Source organism: Streptomyces hygroscopicus, assembly GCF_026168105.1.
In the GTDB taxonomy this organism is placed as follows: Bacteria; Actinomycetota; Actinomycetes; order Streptomycetales; family Streptomycetaceae; genus Streptomyces; species Streptomyces hygroscopicus_D.
Genome location: NZ_LBMW01000007.1, coordinates 100,653 through 113,237 on the forward strand (window position 1 = coordinate 100,653; position 12,585 = coordinate 113,237).

Here is a 12,585-nt window from a genome sequence, read left to right on the forward strand (position 1 = left end):
GTGATCCACCCGGCTCGCGGTGGACGGACCTCAGTCGGAGAGGCGCTCGCCCGTCGACGTCGAGAACACGTGGGTCTCGCCCGGCCGCGGCACGACGTGCAGCTGCGCGCCCTTCTCCGGCACCTCACGGCCGCCCACGCGGACGACCAGGTCCTTGGTCTCGCCGCCGACCTCTGCGGTGCCGTAGACGTAGCCGTCGGCGCCGAGCTCCTCGACGACGTTCACGGAGACAGCGAGGCCGGCCGGGGCGTCCTCGCTGTCCTTGGACAGGGAGGCGGCGGCGGAACCGCCCAGCTCGACCACGTCGAAGTGTTCGGGACGGACGCCGACGGTGACCGTGCGGTCGCCCTTGTCGGCCGCGGCCTTGAGGGCGTCCCGGTTGACCGGCACCACGCTGTTGCCGAACTTCACACCGCCGTCGGCGATCGGGACCTCGACGAGGTTCATGGCCGGGGAGCCGATGAAGCCGGCGACGAAGAGGTTGGCCGGGCGGTCGTACATGTTCCGCGGCGAGTCCACCTGCTGGAGGAGTCCGTCCTTCAGGACCGCCACGCGGTCGCCCATCGTCATGGCCTCGACCTGGTCGTGGGTGACGTACACCGTGGTGATGCCCAGGCGGCGCTGGAGGGACGCGATCTGCGTCCGGGTGGAGACGCGGAGCTTGGCGTCCAGGTTGGACAGCGGCTCGTCCATGAGGAAGACCTGCGGCTCACGCACGATGGCGCGGCCCATGGCGACACGCTGGCGCTGACCGCCGGAGAGCGCCTTCGGCTTGCGGTCCAGGTACTCGGTGAGGTCGAGGATCTTCGCGGCCTCCTCGACCTTCTGCCGGATCTCCGCCTTGTTGACGCCCGCGATCTTGAGCGCGAAGCCCATGTTGTCGGCGACCGTCATGTGCGGGTAGAGCGCGTAGTTCTGGAACACCATGGCGATGTCCCGGTCCTTGGGCGGCAGGTGCGTGACGTCGCGGTCACCGATGCGGATGGCGCCGGCGTTCACGTCCTCGAGCCCCGCCAGCATGCGGAGCGAGGTGGACTTGCCGCAGCCGGACGGTCCGACCAGGACGAGGAACTCCCCGTCCTCGATCTCGATGTCGAGCGCGTCGACGGCGGGCTTGTCGGAACCCGGGTAGATCCGGGTCGCCTTGTCGAACGAGACAGTGGCCATGGTGAATGGGCCCCCTTCACCGGCAGGAACGTGCCGGACGATCCGTTGTAAAGGTGGTGTGCCACTACGGGTTTCCGTTGTGGTGTAGTCCACAAGAGTGAACTGGCTCAGGACGGTACCTGCCGTTCGCCTGATCTGTCAGTACCTGGGGGACTGTGAACTTCGCGGAAATTTTCGACGGACCCGGTCCGGGACGTGGGTACACTGCACGGGCGCGCATGTGCACGCCTCCTTAGCTCAGCTGGTCAGAGCGCCGCTCTTGTAAAGCGAAGGTCGTCGGTTCGAATCCGACAGGGGGCTCTGAAAGACCCCCTCTGACCTGGTGTTTCTCCAGGTGGAGGCGCTCTATTCGGCCTCGGACTTCACGTCCGGGGCCGTTTGCGTGAGCGGCACGTGAGCGGATGTGTCCCCACGGCCCGGGCGGACTGCGGATCCTCCGGCATCCGTCGGCATCTCCTCAATGCCGGATTTCGCTCCGTCGACCGCGTCGCGCTCGGCTTCGGGCCTCTCGGCGTCGCCCGTTCGGCGGGCGCGGGGTACGAGCCGCGCTGCGGCCTCTGCGATCGCGCGGTCCGCCTCGGGCAGCAGGCTCGTGTACGTGCCCGCCGTGATGGCGATCGAGGAGTGGCCGAGCATCTCCTGGATGTCCTTCAGGTCGGCGCCGGCCGCGTGGGCGAGGGTCGCCGCGCACGTGACGGAGGTCGTGGAGCCGGATCGGTGGGAGGCCGATCTCCTCGTACAGCTCGATGAAGCGGCGTGTGATGTTGGCGGGGTGGAGCATTTCGCCGTTCTCCTTGGTGAAGACGCGACCGGTCTCCACCCGGGCGGTGCCCCACTCCGCCCGCGGAGCCTCGTCGACCCGGCCTGGCCGGCGCTCGATACCGTCCTCGACTACCCCATGGTCCAGTCCGGCCGTGCCGACGATCGGATCAAAACCATGTTCAGCCTCCTCCGCCCCCACCTGAAGAACGCGACCGCGCGGGACCTGCACGACCGCGCGCGGACGGTAGCCCCACCATCCCTGGTGCTTTGAGCGTGCTGGGCCGTTGAGCTGGACGATCAAGGCCATGACGAAGAGGGGCTGAACTTCGCTGACCTTCCCATTGGATGCCGTGCCGCCTACGGTTCTCACCTCCTCCAATGCAGCCAGGACAGCAAGTTCGCCCAGGGCGTGCGGGATGGCTCTGCCGGTTTCACAGTCACGTGCAAAGCCAGCGGGCCCTCCCCGTCAGGAAGAGCGAACCCGGCGAACCCATCCCCGAGACCGGCGTACGCGAGACGTACGTGGAGACCGGCCTGACCGTGAAGCCCAAGTCCCCGAAGGTCTGGGATGTCATCCACGGCGCTCGGGTCGTCGAAGCCCCAACGGCTTCGTCACGGACGGCCCTCAGGTGTCACTGAGGGGTTGGACGCAGGCACGACGGCGGCGTCGCGAGTCCGCGTCCCCTGCGCTCATGTGCCCTGCTTATCCAGAGCGGTCGGGGTGATGCGGCCCGTGCGCAGTGCGGTCCGGCCGTCGCGCCAGGCCGCCAGCAGCTGGGCGGCCAGCCGGTCTTCCAGATGCCCGGTCGTTCGGATCCCGAACACCACGTCGGCTTCCAGGCTGGGCTCGTCTGCCAGCAGGCCCGCGACCACCTCGTGCCGTACGACCTGTTCGTGCACCGCGTCCGCCTCGACGTGCTCGGTGTAGAACCGCACGGCCGCAGGGCCGGCGCCCATCCGGCACAGAGCCTCGGCCAGGCGGCGGGAGGCGGGTGACGAGGTCACTTCGACGGCCGCGAAGTGACCGACGAGCGCCCCACGCAGGGCGCGGTGCAAACCGAAGAGCGACATGAGATTGACGGTGGCGAGGGCCTCGGCCGGTGCGGCGTCGACGTAGTGGCCGTACGACGTCTCCAGGCCCAGGTCCGCCATGAGGTGGGCGAACAGCTCTGCGTGGATCTCGTCGGCGCGGCCGGCGCCGAACTCGTCGAACTCCACGGCGGCCATGGCGGCCTTGGCCCGCCCGCGCAGCCGGGGGATCATCCAGGCGTGCGGATCAGCCTCTTTGAGGTGGTAGAGCGAGCGCAGTGCGGCGTATTCACGGAACTGGTCGAGGGTGCCGTGGCTGCGCAGGAAGTGGGAGACGCTTGAAGTGCCGTCGCCGCCCGGTTCGAGCTGGAGTTCCTCCAGCGCGCGGTCCGCGGTGTCGGATCCGTCGATCGGCACGTCCGCACGCAGTGCGCCGAGGAAGCGGCGCTCCAACGCGGCGCGGATGGCCAGGAGTTCGGGGTCCCACTCGCGGTCGTCCGGTACGCCGTCGAAGCCTAGGTAGTGGAGTTCGTAGAGGATGTACAGGGCGAGTTGGAGATCGTCGTCGTGGTCGTCGGTGGGGAGCGGTGCCAAGCCGGGGTCCGTTCCCCGCAGTGAGGCGACGACGGCGTTTGAGAGCGGGCCGCGCGGCTCCGGCAGACGCACGCTGGTCATGACGTCTCGTCCCGTTTGGTGCGCCGGCGGTGGCTGGTGTCGCACCAGGGCGGGGTGCGGGTGCGGCGGCAGGTGCAGATGGCCACCGTGAAGCGCCGGGACACTGTCACCTGGCCGTTCTCGTCCACAACTTCGACGGGTCCCTCGATCAGGATCGGGCCGTCGCGCTGCACGTGGATGAGACGGGGGCGTTCAGGCGTGTTCGGCACGGATCACCACCAGCTCCTCGGTAGTACGGTCGGCCACCAGCTCGCGCTCGCGCAGCCAGGCGAGGCGGGAGCGGAGCACCCAGCCGAAGGGCAGCCGCGTACGGTCGACGATCTCCGCGTGCAGGCCGGCCGCTCGCAGCCGGGCCAGCGTCTCCTCGGTGCCGATGAGGTGCGAGTGCACCATCAGCAGCCTGCCCGCCGGGCGCAGGAACGCGGGTGCCGCCCCGCAGATGCGGTCGATCAGCAGTCGGCCGTCCGGGCCGGCGTCCCAGGCCCGGGCGCGGCCCCGGGGCGGGCCGACGCCGGGTGGGGCGGGGACGTACGGCGGATTGGTCACCACCAGGTCGAACCGACGACCCGGCACGGCGGACGTCAGGTCGCCATGGCGCACGCGCACCAGCTGGCCGTTCAGCAGGGCGTTGCACCAGGCGGCGGCCAGCGCACGCCACGAGATGTCCACCGCCGTGACCCGGCCGCCCAGCCGAGCCGCCTCCACTGCGAGCGCACCGCTGCCGGTGCCGAGGTCCAGCACCTCGGTTCGGCTGGTGATCCGCTCCCGGCGCAGCGCCCGGCCGAGCAGGCCGGTGTCGGTCTGCGGCCGGTAGACCCCCGGGGGGATCCAGCAGCGGAATCGAGGAGCGGCGGTGACCGATTCGGACGGCATGGTGGTGCCTCTGGTCTGCTGGCCCATGGCTTCAGCGGTTTCGCCCCGACGGCTCTGACTGGTGGAGAGGCTGCCGCCGTGCCAGAGGGTCGGCCAGCTGCCGGCGGGCCACGAACAGCGCTGCATCCAGTTGGCGAGTGCCCGTCGTCGCATCCTCAAGCTTGCGGGCAGTCTCGATGCTCCCGCCGCCCCGCGCCAGACTCCGCCTGAGGCTTTCGCACCGCTCGACCAGCTCCCGCAGAAGCGACGGATCCGCCATCACCATGGTGACCGCCTCCGTCCCGGCCCCCTGGACCTGCCTCATCGCTCCCACGGTCGCAGGCATCCGTCATCGCCGCACCTTGAACCGCATGACGTCTGCGCCATGGTGCTCAGCAACGCTGTGACGCGGGTCATTCCCTCTTCCAGATCGGCCACCTACGCTGTTGTGCCAGGAGCGGGGCAACGCGGCTCCGCGAAACAGCTCGCGGAAACCGATCAGCCGGACACAGGCGAGCATGCTCCCGAGAGACCACCGCCGTGTCCGATGACCTGACCCCTGTCATAGCCGCCTCAGCGCGCTGGCTCCTGGCCGCCTACCCTGCGCCCGCAGGCGCGCTCAACCGAGCGCTGGCCGAGGCCCAGGCCCGGCAGGCCGCCGCACTCGCCGCTGCCCTGCGCTATCCCACTGGCCTCGACGTGCAGCTGCTTCATCTGCTCGCACCTGGCGGATCGCATCCCCTGGACTGGCTCACCGGGTGCGATCCGCATCCCGATGACCACGCCTGGCGGACGTGGGTCGACGAAACCGTCGTCAGCTGGGCAGCCTGTCTGCTGGCGGACCCCGCCTTGGCCACACGTGCCCACCAGGCCCTCAAGAAAGCTGAGCACGGTAGCGAAGCCGTCGGCCTGCAGCGGCTGACCGACCCCGGCGACCGGGATTACGAAGCTGCCGTCCTGCTCCGCCATCCCGACCTGCTCGAAAACGTCGCCGGCCTGCACCGACACCAGCTCATGGAGCTGCTCAGTGGCGACGGCGCCGGGCTGCGGTGATCCCTCCAAGGCGGGAAGGAAGCGGAGGCTGAGTACGCCCTCCTGGTTGCCGACGGCGAGCCCACATGCACATGCGTGCGCGATGCGTGAGCGGATGGTCTGATACGAGGCGGCACGAGCGGCGGGATGGGACGTGACGCGGCAGGGCGCTGTTCAGGCAGAACAGCACCCTGCGGCAGCGTCGAGCACCACCCGGCAAGGATTCGATCCCACTTGTAAAGCGAAGGTCGTCGGTTCGAATCCGACAGGGGGCTCCGTGATCAACCCCAGGTCACCCCTGTGACCTGGGGTTTCTTGGCTCTTTACGCCTTGGATCCGTGCGAATCGGACCCGGGCAGGCCGCTCCCACCACCGATCCGCTTCCGGCCCGGACGTCGAGCCGGTTCGGCGAGCTTGCTGTCGTTGACGCGCACCACGTCGGCCACAACTGGGGCCGCAGGGTTGCCGGTGCCGGAGTAACGGCCCGATGACGTTGGCCATTTGGGGGCCGGAGCGGGTCCGTGTTTCGAGCTCGCGTGTCACGCGCTCGACGGTCGCGGAGTGCCGTGCCTGCAGGTAGGCGCGGACCAGGCCGTCCTTGCAGCCGAAGGCGCTGTACAGCGTTGCCGCGACCCCGGCGTGCTGGATGACCCGGTCGATCCCGACCGACCGGGCACTTCCGCTCCCGCCGCGGCCAGGTCCCTTTCGAGCGCCCGTAGGTGGAGCGCGTTGAGGAGGAGGTCGGGGCGGCGGCTGGTCAAACCCCTCGACGGCGCCGGGGCCCGTCAGTTCGACGATCCGTGTCCGCTTCCGGTGTCGATGAGGATCTGTTCCGCCTGGGTGATGTTGTCGGCCCGGACGGCCTGGGCCATCGCGGCGTGTGCGGCCTCAGGCGCCGCGTCCGGTGGGACCACCAGCAGTGAGAAGAGGTCCTCGTCGCCGCTGGTGATCAGGATGGTGTCGTCGCCGACCGGGAATGAGTCGATGTGCACCACGCGGCCCTCGACGACCAGCCGTGTCGGGAGCGCTTCCCAGGCCGCGACGTCCAGCCCGACGCGGGTGACGGGGCCGAGGTGCTCGGCGAGGGCGCTCAGCAGAGCGGGCAGCTCGGTGCCGATGTCGCGCGACCGCGGCCACCACGCACCGTCGAGGATGCCCTCGCGCGACTCCGTCGTCTCCAGCCGGAGCAGTGCGCACCCCGGCCACAGCATCTGATGACCGCCACTTGGCAGATGCCGGGAACCTGGTGGTGTATCGGAGCCGATCATGAGCGGGACCACCCGTCTTCGAGATTCGGTGCCCACGCGGTCGCGGCTACCACGCTACTCCGCGTGCCGGGACCGCCGGTCCCTGCGGTTCCCACGACACCGGTGCCCCGGGTTGGGGGGCAGGGACCGCGGCTGCGGGCATACGCTTCAGGAAAGGGGCGTACGTGGAAGTGCGGTGTGCACCTGGACCCCGGACGTTCCAAGCGGCGACCTCGTACGTCGTTGGGGTCGCCGTCCGCAGGAGGTACGCCGTGGATCATGAACCATTGCCCTCCGCGGGCCACGCCGAGGTCTGCATCGTCGCGGCGACGCCCGAGGTCGCTCGTCGCGTCGCCCAAGTGCTGCGTCGCTGCTTCGACTCGAGCGAGCAGCGCAGCTACCCCGCCGGCCGTGAGGGGGCGACCCGTCTCCATCTCACCATCGACACCACGCACGCCGCGCAGCCCGCACGGTCTTGGCTGTCATCCAGCGAATCGTCCTTCGACGACCACGATCCCGCGGACGAAGTGTGACAAGACCGTAAAGGCCACGAACCCCCGCCACCCCACCAGCGCACGCACCGTCGGCCACGAGCCCGGGAGCGACAGCCATGACGACACTCCGTGAACGCAAGACCTACCGGAAAGCGGTTCTCCAGTCTTTGTACGGGGCCGTCGAGCGCAATCGCCCCGAGGTCAGCGGAGCGACCCTCCGCGACGAGCTCAATCTGCCCGATGAGGACCTCTCCGCGGCCTGCGCCTATCTGGCCGGCGAGGGGCTGATCACTGTCGACTGGACATCGCACAAGACCCCCGCCATGGTCTCGCTGACTCATGAAGGTATCCGGTTCATGGAGGAGGAAGAAGAGTCGGATGCACCCCCTCAGGGTGCCTAGGTGCCCGGTCGCTCCCCACTGAGCCTCCCGGGAACCAGTCCCTGACGTGGTTGAACACCCTCCGCACTGACACGATCACCGACCGTGTCATCCGGGCGCCCCACCGACAGTGGTCACTCCTTCGGGGTCCTGCTCGAAGGAGGCCGGCTCGTGGGAGGACCTGAGCTCGCCGTCGAGTTGCCGAGCACCGTCGAGCAGTACGGGTTCGAGGTCGTTGCCGGGGTCTGCGGGATGCCGTGGTTGTCCGCCAGGAGTGCGCGGGCGCGTTGGAGTTTTGACGCCCTGTGGGAGCGGGGCCGCGTGCCCCATCACCCACGTGGTTCATACGAGTCGCGCGCTCCCTTCGACCGGCTCACGATCGAGGAACGCTGACGTCGCGTCACACCCGTGGCCGACGTCGTACCTCTGCCCCCGGCTAAGGAGATGTGCGCAGGATGACCACAACATCTGAACGAGTCTCAGAACCGCTGACGCGACAGGTGTCGAGACGTGTCTCCCAGTCCGTGTTCGACGGATCCCGGCTCCGGGTCGTCCTGCTGGTCGACGTCTACGACGGGGCCCAGCAGCAGTTCCTGGAAGCGTACGAACAGCTGTGCAAGCAGGTCGCGTCCGTCCCCGGACACGTCAGCGACCAGCTCTGCCAGTCGATCGAGAATCCCTCCCAATGGCTCATCACCAGTGAGTGGGAGAGTGCCCCGCCGTTCCTCGACTGGGTGAACAGTGAGGAGCACGTGCAGATGGTGCGGCCGCTGCACAGCTGCGTCCGGGACACCAGGTCGCTGCGTTTCCACGTCGTACGCGAGACCGGCCGGGCGACGCCGGCCGCCGAGTCCGCCCGGGGCCGGCTCCAGGTGGCCCCCAGGATTGGTGACGGTGTGATCCGGCATGCGCTCACCTTCTCCGTCAAACCGGGCAGCGAGGAGGTCGTGGCGGAGATCCTCGCGAACTACGCCTCGCCCCAGGCACGGGTCGACGACAGCACGCAGCTGATCCGCACCTCGCTGTTCATGCACGGCAACCGGGTCGTGCGGGCCATCGAGGTGCGCGGCGACCTGCTCGCGGCACTGCGGCACGTCTCCCGGCAGCCCGAGGTGCGGGCCGTCGAGGAGGCCATCAACCCCTATCTGGAGCAGGAGCGGGATCTGGCGGACCCGGAGTCCGCCCGGGTCTTCTTCACCCGAGCGGCGCTGCCCGCCGTACACCATGTGACGACGGCTCAGGAGTGCCCGGACGGGGAGCGTCACGCCCTGTACTACCCGGCCCGGGAGGGCTGCGGCATGCGGTTGGCCCGGCTGCTCTCCGAGCAGGACGAGGCGGCGGCGGACGACCCGCGCAGCCCGGTCTGCGGCAGCACGATCTTCCAGCGCGACGACTTCGTGGTGCGGCTGATCGACGTGCGCGGCGGTCTCGACAGCGACCCCGCACGCTCCCTCGGTCTTCCGGACGCCCGGCAGGCGGCCGAGCTGACGACCCTCCTCGACGGCCCCGCCGTCACAGCGGACGGTTCCGCGCCGAGGAGCGGCGACCTCGGGCGCTTCCTCACGCTCGCCCGTATGGACCTCATCACCGACCGCCGGTCGGCCGAGGCCTGACCGCGCCCTCGGGGCCGCGGCGGCCGCGCCCCATGTCGACGCAGCACACCATCGGAGGAATCGACGTGATCAAACCCCGTCCCAGAATCGTGGACCTCAGTGAGATTGACCCCAACCGCAGACGCGGAGGCGATCTGCGCGCCATGCTCACCCCGGCCACGGTCGGCTCCACCAGCGGCTTCATGGGTGTGGCCATCGTGGAGCCCGGCGACCGCATCGGCGAGCACTACCACCCGTACTCCGAGGAGTTCGTGTACGTCGTCTGCGGGCAGCTGGAGGTGGACCTGGACGGCGACCCCCACCCCCTGCGGCCCGAGCAGGCGCTCATGATCCCCGCCTATATGCGGCACCGCTTCCGCAACGTCGGTGACGTGGAGGCCCGCATCGTCTTCCACCTGGGCCCGCTGGCCCCGCGTCCGCAGCTCGGCCATGTCGACACCGAGGAGACCGACTCCGTCGCGGTCGCGGGTGCGCCGGAAGGAGCCGAGGCGGGGGCTGCCCGCCCGGCCGAGCGAGACCAGGTCCGTTCATGACCAGGCGCGTGGCGGTCACCGGCATAGGCATTGTGGCACCGGGCGGCATCGGCGTACCGGCGTTCTGGGATCTGCTCGCCAACGGCCGTACCGCGACGCGGGGCATCACCTTTTTCGATCCGACCGGCCTTCGCTCGCGGATCGCCGCCGAGTGCGACTTCGACCCGGTGGCCTGCGGGCTGGACCCGGAGCAGATCGAGCGCGCCGACCGGTACATCCAGTTCGCCCTGGTCGCGGGCGAGGAAGCGGTACGGGACGCCGGTCTCGACCTTGCCCGGGAGAACCCCTGGCGGGTCGGGGTCTCCCTGGGCACGGCGGTCGGCGGCACCACCCGTCTGGAGCACGACTACGTCCTGGTCAGCCATCGCGGGCAGCGCTGGGACGTGGACCCCCGGGAGGCGGGTGCCCATCTGCACCGTGCGTTCTCGCCCAGCACGCTGGCCTCGATGGTGGCGGAGCGTTTCGGGGCGCGGGGTCCGGTACAGACCGTCTCCACAGGCTGCACCTCGGGGCTCGACGCCGTCGGTTACGCCTTCCACACCGTCGAGGAGGGGCGGGCCGACATCTGCGTGGCGGGAGCCTCGGACTCGCCCATCTCACCGATCACCATGGCCTGCTTCGACGCGATCAAGGCCACGTCCCCGAACAACGACGACCCCGCACACGCCTCCCGGCCCTTCGACAACAACCGTGACGGGTTCGTCATGGGCGAGGGCGGCGCGGTGCTGGTCCTGGAGGAACTGGAGCATGCCCGGGCCCGCGGCGCGCGGGTGTACTGCGAGATCAGCGGCTACGCCACCTTCGGCAACGCCTATCACATGACCGGTCTGACCAGCGAGGGCCTGGAGATGGCCCGGGCGATCGAGGAGGCGCTCGACCACGCACGCCTCGACGGCTCGGCGATCGACTACGTCAACGCGCACGGATCGGGCACCCGGCAGAACGACCGCCACGAGACCGCCGCGGTGAAACGGGCCCTGGGTCATCACGCCTACGACACGCCGATGAGTTCCATCAAATCCATGGTGGGCCACTCGCTCGGTGCGATCGGCGCGATCGAGGTCGTGGCCTGTGTGCTGGCCCTGGACCGTCAGGTCGTACCCCCGACCGCGAACTACGAGACCCCCGACCCCGAATGCGACCTGGACTACGTGCCACGGGTCGCCCGCGAACGGAGACTCGGCAGCGTGCTCTCCGTGGGCAGCGGGTTCGGCGGCTTCCAGTCCGCGGTGATCCTTACCCGATCGAGGGAGAGGACACGATGAGCGCACCGTACCCGAGGCGTGCCGCCGTCACCGGAATCGGCGTCGTCGCGCCCAACGGAACGAACACCGACACCTTCTGGAAGTCCACCCGGGAGGGCATCAGCGTCCTGGACCGGATCACCCGCGAGGGCTGCGAGAACCTTCCTCTGCGGGTGGCCGGTGAGGTCCGCTCCTTCGAGCCCTCGTCGTCGATCGAGGAGCGCTACCTCGTCCAGACCGACCGGTTCACGCACTTCGCGATGGCCGCGGCCGACTTCGCGCTGGAGGACGCCCGGCTCGGCGATGCCGATGCCGAGGCCTCGCCGTTCTCCCTGGGCGTGGTCACCGCGGCCGGATCCGGCGGCGGTGAGTTCGGCCAGCGGGAGCTGCAGCAGCTGTGGGGGAAGGGAAGCCGCTTCGTCGGCCCGTACCAGTCCATCGCCTGGTTCTATGCGGCCAGTACGGGTCAGATCTCCATCCGCCGGGGCTTCAAGGGCCCCTGCTCGGTGGTCGCCGCCGACGAGGCCGGTGGCCTGGACGCGCTGGCCCATGCCGCTCGGGCGGTGCGGCGGGGCACCGATGTGATAGTGGCCGGCTCGACCGAGGCGCCGCTGGCGCCGTACTCGATGGTCTGTCAGCTCGGTTACGAGGAGCTCAGCATCGTCCAGGACCCGGCGCGGGCCTACCGTCCGTTCACCGACGACGCCTGTGGGTTCGTGCCCGCGGAGGGCGGGGCCATGCTGGTCGTGGAGGACGAGACCTCGGCCCGTGAGCGGGGCGCCCGGGTACGGGCGTCGGTCGCCGGACACGCGGCGACCTTCACCGGGGCCTCCCGCTGGGAGTTGTCCCGGGAGGGACTCGCCCAGGCGGTCCGGGGGGCCTTGGACGAGGCCGGTTGCGCCCCCGAGGAGATCGACGTCGTCTTCGCCGACGCCCTCGGCGTCCCGGAGGCGGATCGTGCCGAGGCGCTGGCCATCGCCGACGTCCTGGGCACGCACGGCAGGCGTGTGCCCGTCACGGCACCCAAGACGGGCATAGGCCGTGGCTACTGCGCGGCGCCCGTGCTGGATGTCGCGGCGGCCGTGCTCGCGATGGAGCACGGCCTGATCCCACCCACTCCCAATGTCTTCGACATCAGCCATGACCTCGACCTGGTGACCGTCCGCGCCCGCGCCGCCGAGCTGCGCACGGCGCTGGTCCTCAGCCGGGGGCTCATGGGATCGAACACCGCGCTCGTGCTGCGGCACGGCGCTGCCGAGGCCTCCTAGCGAGGCCGCCCCGGAACAAAGGAGGAACCGCATGAGTGCCCAAATCACCGTGGAAGAACTGGCCGAGCTCATGAAGAAGGCCGCTGGGGTCACCGTCGCCCCGCAGGATCTCCAGCAGCGGTACGACTCCGGCTTCGACGCCCTCGGCATCGATTCGCTCGGTCTGCTCGGCATCGTGGGCGAACTGGAGAACCGGCACGGCACGCCGATGCCCCCCGACGCGGAGCGCTGCAAGACCCCCCGGCAGTTCCTCGACCTCGTCAACACCACTCTTATGGCAGGAGCCTGA

The 12,585-nt window shown here is 69.7% G+C and carries 16 protein-coding genes, 2 tRNA genes and 1 pseudogene; 13 read left to right on the top strand and 6 right to left on the bottom strand.

The genetic code is table 11. From position 1 onward, the window contains the following. Positions 1-30 precede the first annotated feature (30 nt). A complete protein-coding gene (locus AAW14_RS10080; RefSeq protein WP_265562212.1) occupies positions 31-1,167 on the bottom strand; it encodes an ABC transporter ATP-binding protein in 1,137 nt (378 codons plus the stop codon). A gap of 226 nt (positions 1,168-1,393) precedes the next feature. Here AAW14_RS10080 and AAW14_RS10085 point away from each other — a divergent pair. The 3 genes and pseudogenes from AAW14_RS10085 to AAW14_RS10095 form a co-directional block, all read left to right on the top strand. After that, positions 1,394-1,467: transfer RNA gene (locus AAW14_RS10085), tRNA-Thr, on the top strand. 298 nt (positions 1,468-1,765) lie between these two features. Continuing rightward, positions 1,766-2,200: a hypothetical protein gene (locus tag AAW14_RS39720; protein ID WP_265562214.1), complete on the top strand. Its 435-nt coding sequence runs from the start codon at positions 1,766-1,768 to the stop codon at positions 2,198-2,200. Positions 2,201-2,338: 138 nt separating this feature from the next. Continuing rightward, positions 2,339-2,565 (top strand): annotated as a pseudogene (locus AAW14_RS10095) (hypothetical protein); the annotation flags it as partial. 54 nt (positions 2,566-2,619) lie between these two features. Here AAW14_RS10095 and AAW14_RS10100 read toward each other — a convergent pair. The 4 genes from AAW14_RS10100 to AAW14_RS10115 are packed head-to-tail and all read right to left on the bottom strand — an operon-like array spanning position 2,620 to position 4,831. Continuing rightward, on the bottom strand, positions 2,620-3,633 hold the full coding sequence (locus tag AAW14_RS10100; RefSeq protein ID WP_265562216.1) for an iron-containing redox enzyme family protein: 1,014 nt from the start codon (positions 3,631-3,633) through the stop codon (positions 2,620-2,622). Further along, on the bottom strand, positions 3,630-3,842 hold the full coding sequence (locus tag AAW14_RS10105; RefSeq protein WP_265562218.1) for a CDGSH iron-sulfur domain-containing protein: 213 nt from the start codon (positions 3,840-3,842) through the stop codon (positions 3,630-3,632). Before AAW14_RS10105 ends, AAW14_RS10100 begins: the two co-directional genes overlap by 4 nt. Continuing rightward, positions 3,826-4,506: a HemK2/MTQ2 family protein methyltransferase gene (locus AAW14_RS10110; RefSeq protein ID WP_265562467.1), complete on the bottom strand. Its 681-nt coding sequence runs from the start codon at positions 4,504-4,506 to the stop codon at positions 3,826-3,828. The genes AAW14_RS10105 and AAW14_RS10110 overlap by 17 nt, the downstream gene beginning before the upstream one ends. A gap of 31 nt (positions 4,507-4,537) precedes the next feature. Then, positions 4,538-4,831, bottom strand: a complete 294-nt coding sequence (locus tag AAW14_RS10115) for a DUF5133 domain-containing protein (RefSeq protein ID WP_322741050.1) — start codon at positions 4,829-4,831, stop codon at positions 4,538-4,540. A 194-nt stretch (positions 4,832-5,025) separates the two neighbouring features. On the opposite strand from AAW14_RS10115, the gene AAW14_RS10120 reads away from it, so the two are divergent. After that, positions 5,026-5,538 carry a hypothetical protein gene (locus AAW14_RS10120; protein WP_265562219.1) on the top strand — a complete coding sequence of 171 codons (513 nt, stop codon included), beginning with the start codon at positions 5,026-5,028 and terminating at the stop codon, positions 5,536-5,538. A 185-nt stretch (positions 5,539-5,723) separates the two neighbouring features. Beyond that, positions 5,724-5,792: transfer RNA gene (locus tag AAW14_RS10125), tRNA-OTHER, on the top strand. Between the two features lie 510 nt (positions 5,793-6,302). Here AAW14_RS10125 and AAW14_RS10135 read toward each other — a convergent pair. Then, entirely contained in the window at positions 6,303-6,785 is a 483-nt protein-coding gene (locus AAW14_RS10135) for a DUF5994 family protein (RefSeq protein ID WP_265562221.1), read from the bottom strand. Positions 6,786-7,036: 251 nt separating this feature from the next. On the opposite strand from AAW14_RS10135, the gene AAW14_RS10140 reads away from it, so the two are divergent. From AAW14_RS10140 to AAW14_RS10175, 8 genes are all read left to right on the top strand, one after another. Then, the gene (locus tag AAW14_RS10140) at positions 7,037-7,297 is read left to right on the top strand and encodes a hypothetical protein (protein WP_265562223.1); all 261 of its coding nucleotides are present in this window, start codon (positions 7,037-7,039) and stop codon (positions 7,295-7,297) included. A 77-nt stretch (positions 7,298-7,374) separates the two neighbouring features. Further along, a complete protein-coding gene (locus AAW14_RS10145; RefSeq protein WP_265562225.1) occupies positions 7,375-7,659 on the top strand; it encodes a hypothetical protein in 285 nt (94 codons plus the stop codon). A 150-nt stretch (positions 7,660-7,809) separates the two neighbouring features. Next, positions 7,810-8,031, top strand: a complete 222-nt coding sequence (locus AAW14_RS10150; protein ID WP_265562493.1) for a hypothetical protein — start codon at positions 7,810-7,812, stop codon at positions 8,029-8,031. A gap of 62 nt (positions 8,032-8,093) precedes the next feature. Beyond that, positions 8,094-9,251, top strand: coding sequence for a SchA/CurD-like domain-containing protein (locus AAW14_RS10155; RefSeq protein ID WP_265562226.1), 1,158 nt, complete (start codon positions 8,094-8,096; stop codon positions 9,249-9,251). Between the two features lie 65 nt (positions 9,252-9,316). After that, the gene (locus AAW14_RS10160; protein ID WP_265562228.1) at positions 9,317-9,784 is read left to right on the top strand and encodes a cupin domain-containing protein; all 468 of its coding nucleotides are present in this window, start codon (positions 9,317-9,319) and stop codon (positions 9,782-9,784) included. Continuing rightward, positions 9,781-11,049, top strand: coding sequence for a beta-ketoacyl-[acyl-carrier-protein] synthase family protein (locus tag AAW14_RS10165; protein ID WP_265562230.1), 1,269 nt, complete (start codon positions 9,781-9,783; stop codon positions 11,047-11,049). Before AAW14_RS10160 ends, AAW14_RS10165 begins: the two co-directional genes overlap by 4 nt. Further along, complete coding sequence (locus AAW14_RS10170; protein ID WP_265562233.1) at positions 11,046-12,296, top strand: ketosynthase chain-length factor; 1,251 nt, start codon at positions 11,046-11,048, stop codon at positions 12,294-12,296. The genes AAW14_RS10165 and AAW14_RS10170 overlap by 4 nt, the downstream gene beginning before the upstream one ends. Positions 12,297-12,327: 31 nt before the next feature. Then, on the top strand, positions 12,328-12,585 hold the full coding sequence (locus tag AAW14_RS10175; protein WP_265562235.1) for an acyl carrier protein: 258 nt from the start codon (positions 12,328-12,330) through the stop codon (positions 12,583-12,585).